This window comes from Rhizobium sp. NZLR11, from assembly GCF_019685115.1.
Lineage (GTDB): Bacteria > Pseudomonadota > Alphaproteobacteria > Rhizobiales > Rhizobiaceae > Rhizobium.
Window position 1 is genome coordinate 81,047 of the sequence record NZ_JABDWD010000014.1, and the last position, 22,358, is coordinate 103,404.

A 22,358-nucleotide genomic window follows, 5' to 3' on the forward strand; every position below is an offset into this window, starting at 1 on the left:
ACTGGGTTGACGACATGGAACACGCAAACCAATTCTACATCGGTGGAGAGTGGGTGGCCCCCCTATCTTCTTCGACACGAGAGTTGATCGACCCGGCGACAGAGCTTGCCTTTGCCCTCTGTGCTAGAGGAACGGCAGAAGACGTCGATCGGGCAGCGAAAGCGGCGCGCGCTGCGTTTGAAAGCTTCTCGTCGACCTCTATCACCGAGCGGATTGAAGTTCTTCAAAACATCGACGCTGCATTTCGCAAACGTGAACGAGAGATTGCCGAGATCGTGACTCAGCAAATGGGAATGACGATCTCCCTGAGTAGCAGCGCTCTCTTGGACTGGTGCAAAGCGCATACTGCGGCCACCATCGACATCTTGAAAGACTTCCAGTTCGTTGAGCGGCGGGGAACTACGACGATTCTCAAGGAGCCGGTGGGCGTGCTCGGTCTTATCACACCGTGGAACTGGCCTATAGGTCAGATATTCACCAAGATCTTGCCCGCGATTGCGACAGGCTGCACCATGGTTTTGAAGCCCGCGGAAGCAACACCACTGGACGCTATCATTCTGGCGGAAATTTTCGATGCGGCTGGCGTTCCGGCTGGGGTCTTTAACCTGGTCAACGGTGAAGGCCCAATCGTTGGCGACGCGATCTCGCGTCATCCAGAAATTGACGCAGTGTCCTTCACTGGCTCAACACGTGCAGGCATCTTGATCACGAAGGCTGCGGCTGACACTGTTAAGCGCGTCGTGCATGAACTGGGTGGAAAATCCGCTAACATCCTTCTAAACGATGCTGACTTTGCGTCGGCTATCCCGGCCGCTATCGACAACTGTTTCTTCATCAACGGTCAAGCTTGCGACGCGGGGACAAGATTGCTCGTGTCGTGTGAGCGATATGATGAAGCCGTCGCTCTCGCGATCCAAGCAGCCAATGCCTATGTGGTCGGTTCACCTAGCGATCCGAAAACGACCCTAGGCCCGGTCGCCAATGCTGCTCAGTACGACCGCGTTCAGCAGATGATTCAAGCCGGAATTGACGAAGGCGCGACATTGGCTTGTGGTGGTCTTGGACGCCCAAATGGCGTCAACCGCGGGTATTTTGTACGCCCCACCGTCTTCACTGATGTGACCGCCGAAATGTCAATTTCCCGTGACGAAATATTCGGCCCCGTCCTCAGCGTCATGATGTACGACGATTTGGACGATGCTGTCCGCATTGCGAACGACTCATGTTACGGTTTGGCGGCACATATCACAGGCAATGACGTCGACAGCATCAGTATGCTGTATCGAAAGTTACGCGTTGGATCGGTTTATCTGAATTCCCCTGACTGGGACGCCTACGCGCCCTACGGCGGGTTCAAACAGTCCGGCAACGGGCGCGAAGGTGGTGCACATGCCTTTAACGAGTTCCTGGAGCTGAAGGCTGTCCTTGGTGATGTCAGCTTCAACGCTGGTGATCGTAAAAGCACAGGCCACTGACATGGGACGAAAACTTACAGCCTTTGTCTTGGCTCTGCCAACCCTCCTTTGGTGGGCGATGTTCCTCGTCGCCCCCTTATTGCTCGTTCTGGTCTACGCCTTTTTCACTCGGGGTACCTATGGAGGTGTCGTTCCCGGATTTACCTTCGATAATCTAATCAGGGTATTCGATGGTCTTTATCTCCGGATCTTCCTTGACACAGTGCGTATCTCGGCGATCACAGCCATTGTCTCGCTTGTCATAGGTTATACCGCCGCTTACGCGATCGTTCGCCTGCCCTCGCGATGGCAAATGCCGATGCTGTTTTTGATCATGCTACCGTTCTGGAGCAACTATCTCCTGCGAACGTACGCTTGGATTCTCCTACTGAACCGAGCGGGAGTGGTTAACTCCGTTCTTATGTCCACGGGCGTTATCAACTCGCCGTTGGACATGCTGTACACCGAAGGGGCGGTCATCGTTGGTCTCGTCTATAATTTCTTACCCTTCGTGGTCCTATCGACCTACTCCGCAATCCAGCGGCTCAACTTCGAACTTCTAGAGGCTTCCGAGGATCTCGGTGCTCCGGCTTGGCGAACTTTTGTTTACGTCACCCTACCGCTCACCATGCCCGGTATTGCGGTCGGAGGTGTATTCGCATTCGTTCTATCTGTCGGTAATTTCGTGACCGCGGAACTACTGGGAGGTCGCAAAGTCACCATGATCGGCAATCTGGTACAGAACCAGTTCGCCGTGGCAAGAGACTGGCCCTTTGGCGCGGCGCTGGGTCTGGTTCTTCTCACGATTATGGTCGGCCTGCTTGCGGCGCAGAGCTGGATCCAGCTGCGTGGTCGAAAACTGGAGGATCCACTGCATGCGTAGAGCAAACAGACTTCTTTCCGTTCACCTAGTTCTAACGCTGCTGTTCCTGTATGCGCCAATCATGGCCATGGTGGTTCTTAGCTTCAACGAATCGGGGCTCCCAACCACTTGGTCCGGCTTGTCGTTGAAGTGGTACAAAAAGCTGTTGTCGAACGGAGCAATCCTTGGACCGCTCTTGAACACACTCATCGTCGCAGTAGCGGCCGCGCTACTTTCTACTGTTGTAGGGACCATGCTGGCGCTCAGTGTTAGTAAGATACGCTCTTCGCCGTTGATCAATGGCTTCCTTTATATGCCGATGGTCATTCCAGATATCTTGCTCGCCGTCGCTTTGCTGAGTTTCTTCGCGCTGATCGGATTTCCGTTAGGCTTGCCGACGGTCATCATCGCGCACGTAGTCTTCTGTATCGCTTTTGTAACTGCTGTCGTGCGCACGCGTCTTGAAGGTTTCGATTATTCCCTGGTTGAAGCCTCCATCGATCTTGGCGCCAGCCGCTGGAGGACATTCTGGCGCGTCATGGTACCGGCTCTATTGCCGGGGATCATCGGCGGCGCACTGCTTTCTTTCACACTCTCGTTTGACGAATTCGTTATCGCCTCGTTCACAGCTGGCCCATCGAACACCGCACAAACGCTCCCGATGAAAATATATTCTATGCTGCGATTTGGAATAACACCGGATATCAACGCGCTTGCGACCGTGACGATATTTACCAGCTTTATGCTGGTGCTTCTCGCGCAACGGTTCAACAAGACTACGATTTGAGGCCCACGATGGCAAATGTGATCGAACTTTCAAACATCGTTCTGACATACGGCGCTTTCGTCGCCGTCGACGACGTATCCGTTGATCTGAAGGAGGGCGAGTTCTTCGCGCTCCTTGGCCCGTCAGGGTGTGGAAAAACCTCGCTGCTGCGAATAATCGCGGGCTTCAACACCCCGACGAGCGGCAAAATGCTTCTGGACGGGAAAGACCTTGTCGCGATTCCTCCACGACACCGGCCAGTCAATATGATGTTTCAATCCTACGCGCTGTTTCCGCATATGACGGTTGAGAAGAATCTCCGGTATGGGTTGGAAGCAAAGGGGGTAGACTCTCCCACGATTTCGAAACGCGTCAAAGAGATGCTCGACGTTACGCACCTGGATGAGATGGCTAACCGGCTACCGAGCCAACTCTCAGGTGGTCAGCGGCAACGCGTCGCACTCGCTCGGGCTCTCGTTATGCAGCCCAGAGTTCTGCTCCTTGATGAACCACTTGGTGCCCTTGATAAAAAGCTACGTGAAGCAATGCAATTAGAGTTGAAGCGCTTGCAGCACGATCTAGGAATTACCTTTGTGGTTGTCACCCACGACCAAGAGGAAGCGCTCGTGATGGCGGACCGCATTGCGTTGATGCGCAACGGGAAGATCGAGCAACTTGGCACAGCGTCGGATCTTTATGAGAGACCAGTTTCCCGCTTTGTAGCCGATTTCGTTGGTAAGACGAACTTCTTCGAGGGTATAGCAGATGGGTATGACGTCAAAATTGGGGAATTTGGCGGTTTCAAAGGGGATCGCGAAAGCCGGGGCAATGTGACCTACGCGATCCGACCCGAACGGATCCGGCTGTTCGGTCAGCGCGTTGACTCATTCGACAACTCTGTTCAGGGTGTCATCCAAGAAGTGAACTATCTCGGCCAGCATCTTCACCTGCGGGTTGCTGTGCATGGGAAATCGAGCTTGATTGATGTCCTCCAAGGTGTAGCTGAACAAGATCACCAGGATGTTTCCATCAACACTCCGGTGTGGCTCCATTGGAACGGCTCCGATGGAAAGGTTCTTACTCAATAAGGATAGAAGCAGGCCGATGTCTCCGGACGGGACTTGCTTCCAGATTTCCAAATCGACACGAAAAAGGCGCAATGTTTGACCTGGACATTGCACTTTTTTGTTGCCAGTGTTTAATGTTGACATTATTATTGTTGTCGGCGGCTTTGATCGTCAAACCATAGTCAGAATCGACAAAGGGGAGCAAAAAAATGAGAATTTCAAGCATGCGTGCCGTACTTGCCGCTGGAGTAGTTCTGGCGGCATCCATAGGTGTCGAAGCCCGAGCTGAGAGCTTAACTCTTGTCACCTTCAGCGGTTATTATCCTCCAACCCTCTTCGAAGACTTTAAAAAAGAGACTGGTATCGACGTCAACCTTGTGGAGACGTCTGGGAACGAAGAGACTATGGCGAAAATGGTCGCCAGTGGCGGGACCGGCTTCGATTTGTTGGTTGTGTCGCATCCGTTTGTCGAGGCGCTGAACAAGCTCGGAATGTTGTCGGAAATTGACCATTCAAAACTGCCAAACCTTGCCAACCTTTACGAAGAAGCCAGCAAGCTGAGCTATGATCCTGGCCTGCAATTTAGTGTTCCATGGGCGTGGGATACCTTCGGCCTCTGCTACCGATCGGATCTTGTCTCCAAGGCGCCCACGAGCTGGGGCGATGTTCTGAACCCGTCTGATGACCTAAAAGGCAAGTATACGATGGTGTCAGACGAGCGCTGGTTCCTTGAGCCTGCGCAGCTATACAGCGGCCTTTCAATCAACGACGTCTCTGAGGAGGCGCTCGAAAAGATTCGTCCCCTCTTGGTTAATGCAAAAAAGAACGTCCTAACGTTTGACAGCTTTACGATGCATACGCGCCTTATCTCCGGCGAAATCAACATGGCTGCGGCTTGGGATAACTGGTGCAACTTGGCTATCCGCGAAAATCCGAACGTGAAATACGTTATCCCCAAGGAAGGGACCGACACCGTCCTTGACGTTTATGTGATGCCTAAGAAAGCGGAGAATAAGGAAGCTGCTGAGAAATTCCTCAACTTCATCCTCAAGCCTGAAGTCCAAGGCGGTCTGATCACGGAACTGTTGTACAAGGTGCCTAACCGCGCGGCGATGGAGGCTCATAAGGATATTGTCGAGAAATACTCGCCGCTCCAGATCCCCGCGTCCGATCTCCTGAAATACCCGATGCTCAAGGATCTTGGCGCTGACGCCCCGCGGGTGTCCAAGTTCATTACGGAAGTGATGTCGAGCGAGTAAGCCGATCCGTGAACGTGGTTGCTGCCGTGCTCCCCTCAAATCGAGAGCGAGTGCGGCGGCGACTGGCCTACCCAGTTCGTCCATGACATGCAGTGAGGAGTGTTGATCGATGCCGATTGGGGGAGACGAATTTGCACCGCTTAAACGGCAGACAACACCTTCGCTTATTGCAGATCGCATTCGGCGCAAAATCTTGAGCGGGGCTTTCGGTCCAGGCACTAGGATAGTAGAGCCGCAACTAGCAGAGCAACTGGGTGTAAGCCGGGGTCCAATTCGCGAAGCGCTACAGCGCCTTGTACAGGAAGGGATTCTGACAAACCTGCCTAACAAGGGCGTGTGCGTCGTCACTCTTGGTATAGGCGACTTCCGGGACATTTTCTCCGCTCGCCGCATGGTTGAGAAGGAGGCGGCGCGCTATGTCTTTGCAAGCAAGGACTCGCGTACCATCAATGCCATGCGTGCGACCGTGGATCGTATGTCCGTCTCGGCATCGCGCTCCGACCGGTCCGGTGTCATCGACTGTGATTTAGAGTTTCACACAGTCTTAGTGCGCGGAATGGGGAGCGCACGCATAGATCGAATGTTTTCGACGCTCACAGCTGAGACCTATCTCTGCCTTAAAAATCTCGTGCCCTTCTACGACAATCTCAACGATTTAGTTATCGAACACCAAGAGATTCTGCGACTCATTATCGAAGATGACCTCCCGGCACTTCTGAATCTAATCGACGATCACTTCGATTCAGGGCTCAAAACAGTCGACCAATAGTCGTGAGCTAGCGAAGAGCAGTGCCGGCAGGCCACGGAATGCAACCGCCTGAAAAGAACTAAGCTGGAAGATACTGTTTCCAATGGCTGCGTATAGAGGTGGCTCGGTTTATCTGTAAGCCCCCGGTGAGGGCCGTCTTGCGAGGTTGATGCGAACATCGGAAGTCCTAGTGCAAACACTAGGAGTAGTCCTATGACCAAGCATCCGATTGAAGTCATCACGTCTGTGGAGCGCCGGCGGCGCTGGTCTCGCGAGGACAAAGAGCGGCTCGTTTCAGCCTGCCTTGAGCCTGGTGCGGTTCTTTCCGAGATTGCCCGTGCGGCCGGCATCCACGTGAGCCAGCTCTTTCGGTGGCGCAAGGAACTCTGCCGGTTCTGTCGCAAATTTCTCAGCGCATTTGCCGCCAGGTTGGTGATGCCATAGATCTGGGTTGAAGATGAGCAGGCAGGTTGAGTTCCAGATCATGGTCGATTTCAAAGGCAGCCATTACCCGAAAGAGGTTATTCTATACGCGGTGTTTTTCTACGTCCGATATGCAGTCTCCTATCGTGATCTGGAAGAGATCATGGCCGAGCGCGGCGTTACCGTTGACCACGCGACGCTGAACAGATGGGTGGTGAAGTATTCGCCGCTTCTCGCCTGCCGGGCTCGTCGCCGGAAATCCGCAACCAGCAGCTCCTGGCGGACGGACGAGACCTATATTCAGGTCAAAGGCAAGTGGACCTATTTCTATCGGGCTGTCGATAAATTCGGCAGAACCCTTGATTTCATGCTGTCTGAGCATCGCGATGAGGCTGCGGCCAGCGCTTTCTTCGCCCGCACGATCAAGAACAATGGCTGGCCTGAAAAGGTCGTCATCGATAAGAGCGGTGCCAACCTGGCAGGATTGCAAAACATCAACTGGCTACTGCTGTTGCAGGGATGGTTCTGGCTGATCGAGATCCTGCAGGTCAAATACCTCAACAACATGATTGAGCAGGACCACCGGTTCATCAAGAAGCTGACCGGCCCGATGAAAGGCTTCAAATCCTTTCAGTCTGCGTCAGCGACACTGGATGGTATCGAAGTGGCGCACATGATCCGCAAGGGCCAATTTTCACCCAGTGGCCAATCGCCATTTCAGCAATTCGCTTCACTCGCTGCGTAGGTGTGTCCAGCGTCAGCTGGTTCTGCGACCTTGCTAAAAATTTGCGACAGAACCCAGAAAAACAACCGTCTCGGCGACTGCATCGAGATCGCAAGCCACATCGTCCATCGACTTCATCCTCCCACCAATTAGAGGATGCCGACAGATTCAGCTTTTCAGCCCATTGTCACCTGTTAATTCACCCGATTGCCCTGTCTGCATGCCCCAAGGCAGTTGGCTAGAATAGGAAATTGTTTTAAAAGACTGCAACGGCGCCGCCTGCGAAAGTGGGATCGTTCGCTGACGTTCGAGGTGCGGAGCAGGGCGTATATGGTCTCATCGGATACGGCATTATTCCGCGCGGCGGCGCTATCGTTGCCGCTGATATTCCTGGGCTCTCATTCGGCCTTGAGCCAGAATGCAAAATCCTCCGATAATCAGTGGATCATAACGCTTGGCGGATCCGTGGAATACGGTCCCTCCTATGAAGGATCGAAGCATCTTTCCTTCAGCGGCATGCCGTCTTTCGATTTTCGCCGACTTGGCGAGGCGCCTGAATACAGCGCGCCGGATGATAATATCGACTACGGGCTCTTCGATATCGGCGGCGTCGAAATCGGCCCCGTCGTCGGCCTGAGAGGTGGACGATCGGCATTCGACGAATCCGAACTGCAGGGTTTGCATTCGGTCCAGTGGAATCTGGACGCCGGCGTCTTTGCGCAGTACTGGCCGATAGAGGATCGCCTGCGTGTTCGGGCGGAAACACGTCAAGCGTTGTGGGGCGGCGACGGTGCGCTTGCAGATCTTTATCTCGATTGGTTCCAGCCCGTCGGCGATCGCTGGCTGCTGTCTGCCGGTCCGCGCCTGTCTCTGGCAAACCGCACCTATATACGCAACAATTTCGCGGTTTCCGCAGAGGAAGCCGCCAACAGTGGTCGCGTCGAGGCGTTTGACGCGAATGGCGGTCTCAAATCCATCGGATTCACGGTGGCCGCCACCTATACGCTCTCATCGGCCTGGAGCGTGCAGGCCTACGACAAATATAGCCGCCTGGTAGGCGATGCGGCCGACAGCCCGATAACCTCAAGACTTGGCTCAGCCGATCAGAACGTCATCGGTATCACGCTCAATCGCTCCTTCCAGATAGGCTTTTGAGCTTTGCGCTGCCGCTTTCTCATGCTGGCCGATATAGTCCCGCGTCACGGGAATGACGTTGTTGCGCTTGCTTAACTGGATCTGAAAAACCACCAGATCCTCGTAGCGGAATGCGGCTTCGGCGCATGCAAGGTAGAATTCCCACATGCGGCAGAAGCGTTCGTCGTAAAGTGCGGCAGCCTCTTGCCAGCGCGCCAGGAAGCGCTTTCGCCAATGTGCCAGCGTCCAGGCATAGTGCAGGCGCAGGACCTCGATATCGGTAACCTGAAGACCGGCTTTTTCAATTTCGGGAAGGATCTCCGACAGCGCGGGAATGTAGCCGCCGGGGAATATATATCTGTCGAGCCAAGGCGTGGTGAACCCGGGTGTCGCAGAGCAGCCGATCGTGTGCAAAACCATAATGCCGTCATCTTCCAGCAGATCCGCACATGTGTCGAAAAAGGCGCGATAGGATGCCAGGCCGACATGCTCGAACATGCCGACCGAGACGATCCGGTCGAACCGTCCGCTCAAGCTGCGATAGTCCTGAAGGGCAAACCGGATATCCGCCTCCATCCGCTCGTGTTCGGCAAGCCGCTTCTGGGCGTAGTCATGCTGCTCTTCCGACAGGGTGATGCCGAGCACATGCCCGCGCGGCACATGCCTTGCCATATGCAGGGCCAGCCCACCCCAGCCGCAACCAATATCGAGCACGCTCTTGCCTGGCTCAAGCCGCAATTTCGCGGCGAGATGCCGCTTCTTGGCGCGCTGCGCCGCATCGAGCGACTGGTCGGGGCTGTCGAAATAGGCGCAGGAATATTGCCGGTCCCGATCGAGGAAGAGTTCGTAGAGCCGGCCATCCAGATCGTAGTGGTGGGCGACATTGGCCTTGGAGCGGGCCGGCAGATTGCGATGGCGGAAGATGCGTAGCCAGGTGCGCGCATGATCGATCAGCCGGGCGATGAGCGGATGCTTGGCGTTCTGGGCCTCACGCAGCATCATCGCCAGGAAGTCGAAAAGTGAACCATGTTCGACGAGAAAGCGGCGGTCCATGTAGAGTTCGCCGAGCCGCATATCGGCATCGATCAGGAAGGCCCATTGCGCAGCGAGATCGGCAAAGCGCACATGCACCCGCTCACCGGATGCGTCACCAAAGGAGAGCAGGCGGCCATTGGACATGGTAACGTCGAGGGAGCCGTGCGTGACGATGAGCGAAAGCGCCCGCGCCATGATCCAGTTGGTGAAAGCCGCGGCCGCAGCACCGATCCTATGGAGGATGAAGCCTTGTGCTTGCGCCATCACCGATCCTCGCCAGGATGCGCGCGGCGCAGGGCGTGCACGCTGCCAGGCTCATCGACCGCGTGCGTCGCCTCCGATGCGCCGGCGATCAGCCAGACGCCGGCAAGGATCAGGCCGCTGCCGACGATCTGGAGTGCGACGATCGGCTCGCCGAATATCAACCAGCCGCTTGCAATGATTAGGACATAGCTGATACCCGAGAGCGGGAAGGCCCGGCTGAGGTCGAGTTCGGCGAGCACCGTCATCCAGACGAAGAAGCAGACGACCTCGACGACGAGGGCTGCCAGGATCCAGTGCGAGGCAAGCGCGTCGTGCAGCAAGGTCCCCCCCTCGGCACGGTTCAACTGCATCGCGCCGAGCTTCATGAAAATCTGAAACAGCGTGTTGAGGACAGGCACGGCGAGCCATGTCAGGCGCATCGACGTCATCACTTGGCCTGCTCCGCGGAAAAAAGCGGAGAGACCAGCCGCAGCAATGTCTGCAGCACAGGATTTCGGTGGCGGAAAAACATGGTGTTGGCCGCCAGCTGGCTGCCAAGCCGCACCTTGTTTTCATAATATGCCTGGCCGCTCTGGTAACGGCTGAGACCACTATCGAGGCAGTAACGCAGATTGGTGAACCAGCTCAGGAAATAGAGATTGTACGGCCGTCCCTGTTCGCCATCCATGCAGAAGAACTTGTCGATCGCGACGCGATCATCATGAACGATGAGATTGGCAGCCAGCAGCTCGTCCTCGACAAGATAGAGGACGCAGAACGAACGGCCGCGCATATGGGTCAGTATCCCCTCGAAATAAGCGGGCGTCAGCTCTTCGAACTGCCATTCGCTGCGATTGCGCGTATCGTGGTAGAGCGCCATGATCCGCGGCAGCACGTCACCCACATCCGTTCTGAATTCGACCCTGACGGCGTCGAAGGACTTGATCTTGCGCCGCATGTCCTTGCGCGTGCCCGCAGACAGCCGGGCCATGTATTCGTCGATCGTCCGAAAATCGATATCGAGCCAGGCGGATGGCAGGCCGCAGATTGGGGCATAGCGCCGCTCCGAAAGCACGGCGCCGAATTCCAGGGCGACCGGCGCGGGAACATCCTTGATCCCCATCAGCGCGCAGCCTTCCCGAGCCGCAAGCCTTTCGAAGGCGTCGAGCAGTTCGCCGAACAGCGCCTCACGACGGTCCTCCGGCACCTCGGCATGAAAGCCTATGACGCCGTTTTCGGTGCACGGCGAGCCAAGGCAGGCAAGCCGCAGCACCAGGAAGCCTGAAACGTGTTGTCGCACGCGGCGGATCAGCCGGCGCGCTAAACCCTCTTCTAGTGTCGTGTCCAGCGGATAGGGGCACAGAAACACCGGCATGGCGGCGCTGATCCTTCCGTTCTCGGCGATCGTAATGTAGCGCCAATCGAATTCGCCGATGCCGGCGTCTTCGATCGCAAGCAGGCAATCATAATCTTCGACCTGGCCGCGGTAACAGGCATTCCACGCTTCGCGGCCGATGGCGCGGATCGTGTCGTAGACCTGTGCGACCGGCTCGCCGTCTTCTGCGGGAAATTGTCTATAAGCGAGTTTCAGCATGGCCTGCCTCAAAAAAATTGGCCGTGAATTCCGCGACCTGTCGATGCTGGTCGAGATGGATCATGTGGTAGCTGTCCTTGATCCACTTGAGTTCATGCGGCCCGCCGATGTGATTGGATATATAAAGCGCATGCCGGGGGTTGCTGAGATCGTCCTCTTCGGCGTGGAGGATCAGCGTTGGCGTCTGAATCTCAGGCAGGGTTCCGCGAAGCGCCTTGCCCAATCGATACATCTCGACGATGCCGCGGCCGGGAAATTTGTCGAGCATGCCTTCGCCCGCCATGTCCTCGACCAGGCGGCGCCTGCGATCATCCTTGATGCCGAGCGACTGATTTTCTCTGAAATTGAGCCGGTCGAGAAAGGGCACCCGCGACAGCCAGCCGATATGCGGCGACAGCATCGTATAATGTCGCGGAACATCCCAGCCGTCGTAGTGGAAGCAGGGCGAGTAGATAGCGACAGCCTTGATCAGGTCCGGCCGGTGCTTGGCGGCCAGCAATGACAGCTTGCCGCCGACGCAGATGCCGGCGGCAAAAACCGCTTGCGTGCGCTCTGCCAGGAATTCGGATCCGCGCACAACGCTTGCCAACCAGTCTTCCCACCGCGTGCGGCGCAGCGTCCTGATGTCTTCGCCATGACCGGCCAGCAACGGCGCGTAAACGCTGTAGCCGCGCCGGTTGAGTCGGCGCGCCACGAGCTTCATTTCGGCCGGGGCGCCAGTCAAGCCGTGGATCAGCAGCACACCTTTGCCGTTCGTTCCCGGCAGGAAGAAGCTCAACTGCTCAGACCTCATGCCGAAGCTCCATCTCGCGGTTTTCCGGAGCCATGAAGCCCAGGGCATGGCAGGTGCTGATCACATGCGTGCCTGCCTTTTCCTGGTCTTCCCTGATCTGTTCGTGCAGTGCCGCAAGCCTCGTCCAGTGGGTGCGCGGCCGGTAATGATGTTCGGCATGATAGCCATTGCCGAACCAAAGCCAGTTGTAGAACGGCTTGTGGCTGCTCACGCCCCACGCAATCGGTTCGTCCGGATCGCCATGCAGGTGCTCGTAATAGCCGTTGAGCGACGACAGGCAGTTGCCGGCGTAGTAAAACGGCACGAAGAACAGCACGGCTTTCCAATCGTAGATCAGCGCTATCGCCGCAAGGCCGAGGAAGGCAAGCAGTTCGAAACGGCCCCACGCGGCGTCGAAAGGACGGTTCTTGGCGATGGCCTTGTGAATATCGCCGAGACTGTCACGGAAGAAGCTTTTCAGCGTGTAGGACCAGACATTCTCCGGCTCGCCGTTGCGGCCATAGCGATAGATCGACAGGAGATCGATCGTACCGCCGTTCTCATCTGGCCGGTCGCTGTTGCCGGAATGATGGCGCATGTGCACCCAGTGGTAATAGGTCTGAGAAAAACCGATCGCCACCGATTCCAGCAGGCTGAAGCCGTAATTCATCCAGCGTGGCTTGAAATAGGGCGTGTGGATGAAATTGTGCGAGATGCTGTTGATGTTCCAGGATATCGATACGGCATAAAGGCAACCCAGGATCGCGGAGACCCAGAGCGGCCGGCTTTCAAAGCCGACGATCAGGTAGACGTCAAAGACAAGATGCGCAAAGGCCGCAAGCACGGGGGCGACATCCCATCTGGTATGAGCAAAGATTTTCATAGTCCGGTTGCTCCCACGCAGGCCACGCCGGCGGTAATGAGAAACACGCCCGCCGCGTGGCGAAGGTTGATATTTTCCTTGAAGACGGCGGCACCGGCGACGACGGTTCCGACATAGCTGAGCGCCATCAGAGGAAAGGCGATGGTCAGCGGCACGCGGGTGAGCACGGCCGTCCAGGCAAGCAATTCGATCGCCCAGAAGGCGATGCCGAGCCAGGTCAGAGGCTTGGCCAGGGTTGCCAGAATGGCGGTGTCGCTGGCCGCCTGCTTGAAGCAGACCTCGCGGGCGGTTTCGGCGACCACGCAGAACAGGATCAGGCCGAACATCGGCAAGGTGAGGCCGCCGGTCATTCCATCGATTCCGCCAGGACTTCCAGCAACGCGTGATTTGCGGCGCTGTTGATGTTGCGCACGGCATCCGCCGCCTGCCGCAGCCGCGGCTGATCGATGAAGATTTCCGCCTGCTTCAGCAGCCGGGTCTTGAGGCCGCCCGCGTAACTCGGCACCGAATAATCGCCGATGACGTCGGCGCCGACGACGCGATGGCGGCTGCCGATCTCGCTGATCAGTGCCATCAGATAGGGCAGGCGCATGCGACCCTGATCCCAGTTGGTCACGGCGTCATCGGCGGCAAGCACGTCCTTGTCGATCGTGAAATAGACCGCCTCGGTGCCGATGCGGCTGAGGATCAGGTCGATGAAATTCTCTTCGCCGATCTCGGAGATGGAATTCCAGTACAGGGCGCGCCCGTCCTGCCGGTAGCTGGCGCCGCTGCCATATTCGGCAGAGACGCGGCTTGGCGGATGCTCGTAAGGGAAAAGCTCCAGCTTGCCTTCCCTCAGCCACCGCAGATTGGCTCCCTTGCGTTCGGGGTTGCGCAGATCGCTGCTGCAGACGCCGACGGTGACGACCTTGTCTATCCTCGGGTTCGACAGGGCGCTGTTGATCCACGAGCCGCAATGCATGCCGCCCTCGAAATTCACCCAGTCCGGGTGATTGTCGAAATGAACGAGAGTGGTCGAAACCGGCCGCCGTTCGAGGGCCATATCGAGAAGCAGAGCGGTCACATGATGGAAATCGCCCGAGCCCATGAAGGCAAGCTGCGGTCCCCGGCCTCGAGAGGGCAGCGCCCGGGAGATATCCCGGCCGAGTTCGGACAGCATCTTCTGCCTGCCCCATAATCTGATTGCGCTGCCGCCCCGCTTGTCGGCATGGTGGCACGCGCCTGCAAGCGTGCAGGCGCGCACGAAGTCCGGCTGCAACTCCAAAGCATCGTCGAGATGAAGGAGGAGAAGCTGCACCGTGCTACCTCCGGGCCGCGCGGGTGAAGACGTGGTCGAGCAGCGTCAGCGCCAGATCGATCTCTTCGCGTGAGATCAGCAGGTTCGGCGCCAGGGTGATGACGTTTTTGTGGTAGCCGCCGACATCGAGAACGAGGCCATAGACCTTGTCGCCGACCTGGAGGTCGCCCTTCATGCCTTCGTCGCAAAGCCAGTCCATCGTCGCCTTGTCGGGCGTGAAACCGTCTTCCTTGCAGATCTCGCATCTCAGAGCCAATCCGAGGCCGTCGACGTCGCCGACGATCGCATGACGCTTTTGAAGCTGCTTCAGGCCATCGAGGAAATAGGCGCCCTTGGCCATGATCGCGGCGCCAAAATCCTCCTCCTCCAGCATCTTCATGGTTTCGAGCGCAACGGCCGTGCCCATCGGGTTGCTGGCGAAGGTGGAATGGGTGGAGCCGGGCGGGAAGACCGTCGGATTGATCATTTCCTCCCTGGCCCAGACGCCCGACAGCGGGTTGAGCCCATTGGTGATCGCCTTGCCGAAGACGAGAACGTCGGGCTGAACGCCGAAATGTTCGATCGACCAGAGCTTGCCGGTCCGGTAGACGCCCATCTGGATCTCGTCGACGACAAGCAAGATGCCGTGCTGATCCAGGACCTTCTTGAGTTCGGTGAAGAAGTTCATCGGCGGGATGACGTAGCCGCCGGTGCCCTGGATCGGTTCGATATAGAAGGCCGCATATTCGGCGCTGCCGACCTTGGGATCCCAGACGCCGTTATACTCGCTTTCAAAGAGGCGCGCGAACTTGCGCACGCAATGCTCTCCGTATTCTTCCTTCGACATGCCCTTCGGGCCGCGGAAGTGATAGGGAAACTCGATGAATTGCGCTCGTTCACCGAAATGGCCGAAGCGGCGGCGATACCGGTAGCTGGAGGTGATGGCCGAGGCGCCGAGGGTTCGGCCGTGATAGCCGCCTTCGAAGGCGAACATCAGGCTTTTGCCGCCTGTATAATTGCGCACCAGCTTCAGCGAATCTTCGACCGCCTGCGAGCCGCCGACATTGAAATGAACGCGCCCCTTGCGGCCGAACTTGCGCTCGGCATCTTGCGCGATCATCGTCGCAAGCTCGACCTTCTCGCGATGCAGATATTGCGAGGCGACCTGTGGCAGCCGGTCGAGCTGCCGATGGACGGCGGCATTCAGCCTCTCGTTGCGATAGCCGAAATTGACGGCCGAATACCACATCTGCAGATCGAGGAATGGCGTCCCCTTTGCGTCATAAAGGTAGGAGCCTTCGCATTCCTCGAAGAATTTCGGCTCCGCCGCGTAATGGACCGTATCGCCATGCGAGCAATAGGCTTCTTCCATCAGCCGCAGCTCGGCCTCCGACCGTCCGGACAGCGGGGACTTTTCGGTGAAGGTTTCGACATTCACAATGTTCATCATATGCCTCTTCGTCTGGTTCATGCGATTTGGGATTGGGGGACCGCGCGGCCTTGGCGCGCGATGCCCGGAAGGACTGCTTTCAGCTTGGAACGCAGATCGGTGAAGTCGGCAAAGCCGATAAAGGGGATGCCACGGTCGGTGCAGTAATCGGCAAGCCTGTCCTTGGCGAAGACGAGATCGGCCATGCCGGCAACGCAGAAATCGCTTCGTCCGTCGCCGATATAGATGTGTGGTTCGATGCCCCAGATGACATGGCATTTGCAGACACCCGAACCCGACGAACAACCGGCCGCCGTGAGCGCGGGCGACAGGGCGTAGGCCTCGCGGCCGTCGACGAGGCGCCAGGTAAGGCGGTTGGCAATGATGGCAAGATCGGCAATGCCGTTACGCAGCAGGACGTGACGGATGAAATGGTCGACGCCGTCGGAAACGACGCTCACCGGCAGGCCGGCCAGGCGGCAATCGTCGAGGAAAGACTTGAAGCCGGGGTCGATCGCGACCGTATCGAGCAGTGCGCCGAGGTCGCCGCGGCTTGCGCGGATGAGGGCAATCTGCCGGCGCATGCAATCGGCCGATCCGATCAGGCCGTCCTTCCATTGCTTTTCGATCTCTTCCCATTCGGGATCGGCAAAGTTCGACAGTACGATGTCCGTCACGTCCTGAATGGAAATCGTGCCGTCAAAATCGGAGAAGACCTGCATCAAATGCCCTTTCGAACTCTCTGCGGCGGTGTTTACCGGGCGTCGATGAGGCAGGACTGAAGGGAAAATGATGCGAAAATGAAATATGCGGGACGCCGCGTCCTGAAATGCCTGCGATTCTCGCCGCGCTTTGAGAGCGTGGTCAGTTTCTACAGGGCTTCGATCGGGAACGGGAGATATCGGTCCGGGTTCAGGTCTTCGGCAGTCGCAGCTCCACCCGTAAGCCCTGTCCCCAGACAGGTGTCGAAAGTTTCACCGATGCCGCAAGACGATCCGCGGTATCGGCGACTATGGCAAGCCCGAGGCCGGCGCCCTCGGCGCTGAGGGTGTCCAGACGATAGAAGCGCTTGAAGACGGCCTCACGTTCATCGGGCGGAATTCCCTGTCCGCTGTCACTGATTGAAATCAGCCAGAAGTCAGCCTCCGGGGCGAGAACCACCTCGATCCGACCGCTGGGTGGGGTGTACTTTATCGCGTTGTCCAGGAGGTTGCCGACCATCATCTGCAGCAGCGATGCGTCCGTCCTCACCTCAGCCGATTCAGGACCGACCAAAGAGACATCGAGCTTGCGGCTGGTGATAAAGTTGCCGACTTCCGCGAGCGTCGATGCCATCAGATGGTAGAGACGAACAGGCATCGGATTTAAGGGATGATGGCTTACCCTCGCAAGGCGCAGCAATTGCTCAATCAGATGGGTTGCCCGGTTGTTGCTGGTGACCAGATCGGCAATGATCGCCTTGCGCTCGTGTTCGTCGTCGGTGCCATCTAACATCTGCAAGAGTAGTTTGATGCTTGCTTGCGGCGTACGCAGTTGATGGGCGGCGAGATCCGAAAAGCGCCTTTCCAGCGTCAGCGAGCGCCCGAGCTTGCCGAGAAGCTGATTGATTGAACGGCCGAGCGGCAAGAGATCTCTAGGCAGATCGCCGACCGGTATTTCTGAAAGGTCGTCGGGGGAACGGGTTCGAATCTGGTGGACCAGTCCATGGATGGTGCGCAGGCCGCTATTGATGCCGAGCCAGATCAAGAAGCCGATCACCGGTACCAAGACGAGCAATGGAAAGAAGAGGTTCAACAAGATGTTGGATACCAGTGTCTGGCGTAGCGAGATCTTCTCGCCGACTTCCATGACGATTCCGGAATCCGGGATCGGCAGCGAATAGACGCGCCAGTCCTCGTTGCGATAGCTCAGGTTCGTGAAACCCGCCTGCTGGTGTGGCACGTCGGACTGAAAGGCAGTGCTGCTGAAGAACATGATCTTGCCGTCTACCCAGGCGCGGAACATGTGCGCGTCGGCGTAGTCGTCAGCATCCTCATTTAAGGCGAGCTGATTGTCCATGCTGAAATCGATATCGTCGACCTGTTGCGGCGTGCGGTCGAGCGAATGTTGCAGCCGGTTATGCAACAATCGCCACAAGACGTTTGCATCGTTGATGAGCTGCGCATCATAGATGTTGTTGATCTCGCGTGTGCCACTGTTGAAGGCGAAAGCGCCGATCACCATAATCGTCACCACCACGACAGGTGCGATCCTGAAGAAAATCTTGCGTGTGAGGGTTGACTGGCTCATCGCTCGATCATGTAACCGATGCCACGGATCGATTTGATGAAATCGGTTCCGAGCTTCTTGCGCAGATTGTAGATCGTCACCTCGATGGCATTGCTTTCGACGGTGCTGTTGGCATCGTAGAGAGCGTATTCGATATCGTTCTTGGTCACATAGCGACCACTTCGCTCCATCAAGAGCTTGAGCAGGTGAAATTCCTTGGCCGTGGTGTGAACCTGCAGACTGCCCTTGCGCGCCACCATCGCCGCCGGATCCACCTCGATATCACCGCACCGCAAGATGCTTTCGGCCCGGCCTTCGCGGCGACGGATGAGGGCGCGCAGGCGTGCAAGCAATTCGTCAAGGTCAAAGGGTTTGATCAGATAGTCGTCGGCGCCCTCGTCGAGCCCTTCCACCTTCTGCCTGACGGCATCGAGAGCTGTCAGGAGCAGGACCGGGACCGTGTTACCCTTCCGCCTTATGCCTTTGAGGACGCCGATGCCGCCTAGTACCGGAAGGTTGATGTCGAGGATGACGGCTGCAAAATGCGAGTGCTCTGCCGCTTCAAGACCTGACTGGCCGTCGCGCATCCAGTCGACTCCATAGGCATGTTTCTCCAGCGCCCTCTTCAGCGATGAGCCGAGAATGCTGTCGTCTTCAACAAGCAGAATACGCACGTTCCCTCCGCTTCTCGTGTCGGCAAATGCTGCCGATGTGAATGGCGATTTAAAGCATTGTTGTGGCAGGTGGTGACGGAAACGATCGCGCCTAGATCACAATCTCAAGCCAGCAGCAGACTCGACCTTATGCTCAGACGATGCATAGAAGGGCCCCAAGGTGCGGCGCCAAGGCGTATTGCCTATAAGTTTCGTATCAAGAACAATCTATAAATACGCATATGGAACGCGACGTTCTCCATAACAGGCGGCGCCGCAGAAGTTTGTGGACTCTCACCGGCGACGAAGCGCGATATAAATGGCAGCGTCGCCAATGTTGTTGCATCCGGAGGAATGTGGCGTGTTATCTATTTGAATTAATTGGCAGAGTCTTGTGGCCAGCTGCAAAACGACTTTATCGGCCGGCAGGAAGATGGCTGTCCGCCATTGACCCGCGAGGTCATCGACAGCGCATTTGCCGGACGCTGCTGGCGCCTGCAGGTTCCTCGTGCCACATCGATTTCCGAACTCTCCCGGACTAAACATGGACACTGATCATGACAACAATAACAAGTATCATCTCCACGGTGACAGCAGCCTTTCTAGGCTCCTTCGTCGAGGTCGTCGAAGCGTTCACCATTATCCTTGCGGTCGGCGTGACCCAGAGTTGGCGGCCGGCCTTCATCGGCATGGGCCTGGCGCTTGTCGTTCTCGCCGTTTTGGTGCTGGTCTTCGGGCCACTGCTCGGCCTCATCCCGATCGACATTATGCAATTCGTCATCGGCACGCTGCTGATTCTGTTCGGCCTGCGCTGGCTGAGAAAAGCCATTTTGCGAGCTTCTGGTTTCATCGCTCTGCATGACGAGGAAATGGCATTTGCCGAGGAGACGGACAGCCTTCGTCGGCAGGCGGACAACCGCAGGGCAGACTTTCTGGCCGGCGTTGTATCATTCAAGGCCGTCCTGCTCGAAGGGGTGGAGGTGGTGTTCATTGTGATCGCCACCGGCGCACGTCCCGGCATGCTCGGCTATGCGAGCCTGGGGGCGTTGGCGGCCTGCCTTCTCGTTCTCCTTATCGGCCTTTTCGTCCACAAGCCGCTCTCGACCGTTCCGGAAAACAAGCTCAAACTAGTGGTTGGCCTAATGCTCAGCGCGTTTGGTATTTTCTGGGTGGGTGAAGGCATCGGCACGGATTGGCCAGGCGCCGATCTCTCGCTGCTGCCGATCTTCGGCGTATTGGCGCTTTTCTCGTTGGTGGCCGTCAAAGTGCTTCGCCGGTACCACAACGCGCATATGGAACCTGCCCAATGAACATTCTCAAAATCGCAATCAACGAACTCGTCGGCATGTTCATAGACGACGGCGCACTGGCCCTTTTGGCGCTAGTCCTGATCATCGCCGTCGGCTTTTCGGTGAAATGGGGGTTGCTCGGCGGCTCAATCGGTGCCGGCATACTGATCATCGGATGCCTGCTGATCCTGGCCGAGAGCGTCGCGCGGGCTGCGAGGCGGAAATTCATGCAGAAGTGATGGCCCTATGGAATTTGGAAGGACTCTACCAACTCAGTTCTCCGACAAGTCTCATCGACTGTGCCGTCTTTTCTATGCTAGGAGCAGACATCACTAACGTCGCGACATTCCCGGATGATTTGTAGTATTGTCCTCCTATGAAAATCCTGCTCGTCGAAGACAATCATGAGTTAGCGGCGTGGCTTGGCAAGGCGCTCAAGCAGGCGAATTATGCGGTCGATATCGCACATGATGGCGAAGACGCGGGGCATCTCCTCAAGGTAGCGGAGTATGCCGTCGTCATTCTCGATCTGTCGCTCCCGAAAATTGACGGAATGACACTGCTCAAGGGGCTCCGACAAGCCGGCAACAAGGTCCCCGTTATCATCCTCACCGCCAATGCCAGCCTCGACGGCAGGGTCGCCGGACTGGACGGCGGCGCGGACGATTATCTTGCCAAACCTTTCGAAATAGCGGAGCTGGAGGCCCGCATCCGCGCGCTTGTCCGGCGCGGCCATGACCGGGCAGCGCCCCAGATAGCCATCGGAGACCTAATTTTCGACGGCGGCACGCGCCAGTTCACTCTGGCGGGCGAGACGCTGGTTCTAACGCCGCGAGAACATGCGGTACTCGAACTCCTTGTCCTGAAGGTCGGCACGACGGTCGCAAAGGCAACATTGTTGGAAAGCGTCTTCGGCTTCGACGACACGGCGGACGCAAGCGCGATCGAAATCTACGTCCATCGCGTGCGAAAGAAACTCGAGGGCAGCTCCGCCCAGATTGCAACGCTCCGTGGCCTTGGTTACATGTTGCGCCATGCTGGGTGAAAACGTCAAAAGTCTCGGAAAAGGCGCTTGGCAAACCACCCGGCTGCTCGGCGCAAGTCTGCGCATCCAGCTGTTGACATGGGTGTTTCTGACCCTCATCGGCGCGATCTGCATTAATCTCTACCTCAGCTTCCTCACAGCCAATGCGACGGCTAGCCTTATCTTCGACCAGACATTGATGGCCTCGGCGCGCGTCATTGCCGAAGATGTCACCGTCGACGAAATCGGAGCAGCACAGATCGATATACCGCCGGCGGCGCTTGAAATGTTCGATACCGGTTATCAGGACCGCGTTTTCTACCGGGTGAACACGGCCTGGGGCAATCTCGTCGCCGGATTTCCAGACCTCCCGGAATCGACTGGGCCGGGGATCGGCGAAGAAGCAGTCTTTCACGACAGCCCGGTGCGCCTGCTGACGCTTTACCACCCTCTGGTCGGGTTGAAGCAAGATGGCGATATCTCGGTAACCGTCGCGGCGACCCGCAACGGGTGGACGGCGATGAGGGACCGGCTCTGGTTCTCTGACTTTAGCAAACAGCTGGTCCTCGTACTGCTTGCTGGAACTGTCACGATTGTCGGTCTGCAGCGCGGCCTGGCGCCGGTTCTGCGCCTGCGCGACGCCGTTCGCGACCGGGGGCGCGAGCGGCTTGATCCGCTGTCGCCTGACATTGTGCAGACGGAACTGCGCCCCCTTGTCGCGACGCTCAACGACCATATGGAGCGCGTGCAAAACCAGATCGCGGCACAGAGGCGGTTTGTCGCAAACGCAGCACACCAATTGCGCACGCCCCTCGCGCTCATTGCGACGCAGGCAAGCGTGGCGGCGCGCGAGATCGACCCGGCGCGGCGCGACGAGGCTTTGCAGTCCCTGCGAACCAGCACGCGCCAGATGACACGACTGGCAAGCCAGCTGCTGACGCTCTCGCGTGCCGAGCCAGGAAGCCGTCGGCCTCGTAGCGACAGGATCGATTTTGCAGCAACCGTCCGCCAGGTCCTGGAATATCATGCAGAGGAAGCATTGGGGCGTGGTCTGGACCTCGGCCTCGAGGCCGACGAGCAGCCGATCGTCGTGGAGGGCGATGGCACGATGCTGCGCGAGATGGTCGTCAACCTCGTGGATAACGCTCTGCGCTATACCCCGCCTGGCGGGACCGTGACAGTGAGGACCACGCGAGAGGGTGACCAGGCCGTTCTGCAGATCGAGGACAGCGGCCCCGGCATTCCCGAGCCGGAAAGGGACCATGTGTTCGAGCGGTTTTATAGGGTTATCGGAACACAGGCTGAAGGAAGCGGGCTGGGATTGGCGATCGTGCGCGAAGTGGTGAACGGCGCCGGCGGAAATGTCTCGCTCAGCGACGCAACGACCGGAGGGCTGCTGCTGACGGTCCGGATTCCGGCTGTCAGATCCTGATCGAACAGATCCTGCCAATA

24 protein-coding genes are annotated in these 22,358 nt (G+C 57.5%); 13 read left to right on the top strand and 11 right to left on the bottom strand.

All coding sequences use genetic code 11. The features are described from left to right. Positions 1–14: 14 nt before the first annotated feature. The 9 genes from HJB83_RS22750 (at position 15) to HJB83_RS22790 (ending at position 8,458) form a co-directional block, all read left to right on the top strand. Positions 15–1,475, top strand: a complete 1,461-nt coding sequence (locus HJB83_RS22750; RefSeq protein ID WP_221159647.1) for an aldehyde dehydrogenase family protein — start codon at positions 15–17, stop codon at positions 1,473–1,475. Then, positions 1,432–2,337, top strand: a complete 906-nt coding sequence (locus HJB83_RS22755) for an ABC transporter permease (RefSeq protein ID WP_259671390.1) — start codon at positions 1,432–1,434, stop codon at positions 2,335–2,337. Before HJB83_RS22750 ends, HJB83_RS22755 begins: the two co-directional genes overlap by 44 nt. Beyond that, positions 2,330–3,103, top strand: coding sequence for an ABC transporter permease (locus HJB83_RS22760; RefSeq protein WP_221159648.1), 774 nt, complete (start codon positions 2,330–2,332; stop codon positions 3,101–3,103). The genes HJB83_RS22755 and HJB83_RS22760 overlap by 8 nt, the downstream gene beginning before the upstream one ends. 8 nt (positions 3,104–3,111) lie before the next feature. Then, positions 3,112–4,170, top strand: a complete 1,059-nt coding sequence (locus HJB83_RS22765) for an ABC transporter ATP-binding protein (RefSeq protein ID WP_221159649.1) — start codon at positions 3,112–3,114, stop codon at positions 4,168–4,170. Positions 4,171–4,358: 188 nt separating this feature from the next. Next, on the top strand, positions 4,359–5,408 hold the full coding sequence (locus HJB83_RS22770; RefSeq protein WP_221159650.1) for a spermidine/putrescine ABC transporter substrate-binding protein: 1,050 nt from the start codon (positions 4,359–4,361) through the stop codon (positions 5,406–5,408). 109 nt (positions 5,409–5,517) lie between these two features. Continuing rightward, entirely contained in the window at positions 5,518–6,177 is a 660-nt protein-coding gene (locus HJB83_RS22775; protein WP_221159651.1) for a GntR family transcriptional regulator, read from the top strand. Between the two features lie 192 nt (positions 6,178–6,369). Further along, on the top strand, positions 6,370–6,600 hold the full coding sequence (locus HJB83_RS22780; RefSeq protein WP_221159652.1) for a transposase: 231 nt from the start codon (positions 6,370–6,372) through the stop codon (positions 6,598–6,600). Between the two features lie 40 nt (positions 6,601–6,640). Beyond that, positions 6,641–7,324 (top strand): IS6 family transposase, encoded by a 684-nt coding sequence (locus HJB83_RS22785; RefSeq protein ID WP_221159653.1) that lies wholly within the window; start codon positions 6,641–6,643, stop codon positions 7,322–7,324. Between the two features lie 309 nt (positions 7,325–7,633). Next, positions 7,634–8,458: a MipA/OmpV family protein gene (locus HJB83_RS22790; protein WP_221117898.1), complete on the top strand. Its 825-nt coding sequence runs from the start codon at positions 7,634–7,636 to the stop codon at positions 8,456–8,458. Here HJB83_RS22790 and HJB83_RS22795 read toward each other — a convergent pair. The 11 genes from HJB83_RS22795 to HJB83_RS22845 form a co-directional block, all read right to left on the bottom strand. After that, entirely contained in the window at positions 8,399–9,736 is a 1,338-nt protein-coding gene (locus tag HJB83_RS22795) for a cyclopropane-fatty-acyl-phospholipid synthase family protein (RefSeq protein ID WP_221159654.1), read from the bottom strand. The genes HJB83_RS22790 and HJB83_RS22795 overlap by 60 nt on opposite strands. Next, entirely contained in the window at positions 9,736–10,164 is a 429-nt protein-coding gene (locus HJB83_RS22800) for an EamA family transporter (RefSeq protein ID WP_221117896.1), read from the bottom strand. Before HJB83_RS22800 ends, HJB83_RS22795 begins: the two co-directional genes overlap by 1 nt. Next, positions 10,164–11,309, bottom strand: coding sequence for a GNAT family N-acetyltransferase (locus HJB83_RS22805; protein ID WP_221117895.1), 1,146 nt, complete (start codon positions 11,307–11,309; stop codon positions 10,164–10,166). The genes HJB83_RS22800 and HJB83_RS22805 overlap by 1 nt, the downstream gene beginning before the upstream one ends. Beyond that, positions 11,290–12,102: a carboxylesterase gene (locus HJB83_RS22810; RefSeq protein WP_221132990.1), complete on the bottom strand. Its 813-nt coding sequence runs from the start codon at positions 12,100–12,102 to the stop codon at positions 11,290–11,292. Before HJB83_RS22810 ends, HJB83_RS22805 begins: the two co-directional genes overlap by 20 nt. Further along, on the bottom strand, positions 12,092–12,964 hold the full coding sequence (locus tag HJB83_RS22815) for a fatty acid desaturase (protein ID WP_221132991.1): 873 nt from the start codon (positions 12,962–12,964) through the stop codon (positions 12,092–12,094). The genes HJB83_RS22810 and HJB83_RS22815 overlap by 11 nt, the downstream gene beginning before the upstream one ends. Continuing rightward, positions 12,961–13,314, bottom strand: coding sequence for an EamA family transporter (locus tag HJB83_RS22820; protein WP_221132992.1), 354 nt, complete (start codon positions 13,312–13,314; stop codon positions 12,961–12,963). The genes HJB83_RS22815 and HJB83_RS22820 overlap by 4 nt, the downstream gene beginning before the upstream one ends. Then, entirely contained in the window at positions 13,311–14,264 is a 954-nt protein-coding gene (locus tag HJB83_RS22825) for an arginase (RefSeq protein ID WP_221117891.1), read from the bottom strand. The genes HJB83_RS22820 and HJB83_RS22825 overlap by 4 nt, the downstream gene beginning before the upstream one ends. A 4-nt stretch (positions 14,265–14,268) precedes the next feature. After that, on the bottom strand, positions 14,269–15,690 hold the full coding sequence (locus tag HJB83_RS22830) for an aspartate aminotransferase family protein (RefSeq protein WP_221117900.1): 1,422 nt from the start codon (positions 15,688–15,690) through the stop codon (positions 14,269–14,271). Between the two features lie 20 nt (positions 15,691–15,710). Then, entirely contained in the window at positions 15,711–16,394 is a 684-nt protein-coding gene (locus HJB83_RS22835; RefSeq protein WP_221117890.1) for an MtnX-like HAD-IB family phosphatase, read from the bottom strand. Between the two features lie 190 nt (positions 16,395–16,584). Beyond that, positions 16,585–17,961, bottom strand: coding sequence for a HAMP domain-containing sensor histidine kinase (locus tag HJB83_RS22840; RefSeq protein WP_221117889.1), 1,377 nt, complete (start codon positions 17,959–17,961; stop codon positions 16,585–16,587). Further along, positions 17,958–18,614: a response regulator transcription factor gene (locus tag HJB83_RS22845; RefSeq protein WP_221132993.1), complete on the bottom strand. Its 657-nt coding sequence runs from the start codon at positions 18,612–18,614 to the stop codon at positions 17,958–17,960. The genes HJB83_RS22840 and HJB83_RS22845 overlap by 4 nt, the downstream gene beginning before the upstream one ends. A 536-nt stretch (positions 18,615–19,150) precedes the next feature. Here HJB83_RS22845 and HJB83_RS22850 point away from each other — a divergent pair. From HJB83_RS22850 to HJB83_RS22865, 4 genes are all read left to right on the top strand, one after another. After that, positions 19,151–19,903 carry a COG4280 domain-containing protein gene (locus HJB83_RS22850; protein WP_221132994.1) on the top strand — a complete coding sequence of 251 codons (753 nt, stop codon included), beginning with the start codon at positions 19,151–19,153 and terminating at the stop codon, positions 19,901–19,903. Then, on the top strand, positions 19,900–20,121 hold the full coding sequence (locus HJB83_RS22855) for a hypothetical protein (RefSeq protein WP_221132995.1): 222 nt from the start codon (positions 19,900–19,902) through the stop codon (positions 20,119–20,121). Before HJB83_RS22850 ends, HJB83_RS22855 begins: the two co-directional genes overlap by 4 nt. Before the next feature lie 137 nt (positions 20,122–20,258). After that, positions 20,259–20,927 carry a response regulator gene (locus HJB83_RS22860; protein ID WP_221132996.1) on the top strand — a complete coding sequence of 223 codons (669 nt, stop codon included), beginning with the start codon at positions 20,259–20,261 and terminating at the stop codon, positions 20,925–20,927. Further along, positions 20,917–22,338, top strand: a complete 1,422-nt coding sequence (locus HJB83_RS22865) for a sensor histidine kinase (RefSeq protein ID WP_221117886.1) — start codon at positions 20,917–20,919, stop codon at positions 22,336–22,338. Before HJB83_RS22860 ends, HJB83_RS22865 begins: the two co-directional genes overlap by 11 nt. The last annotated feature ends 20 nt before the right edge of the window (positions 22,339–22,358 follow it).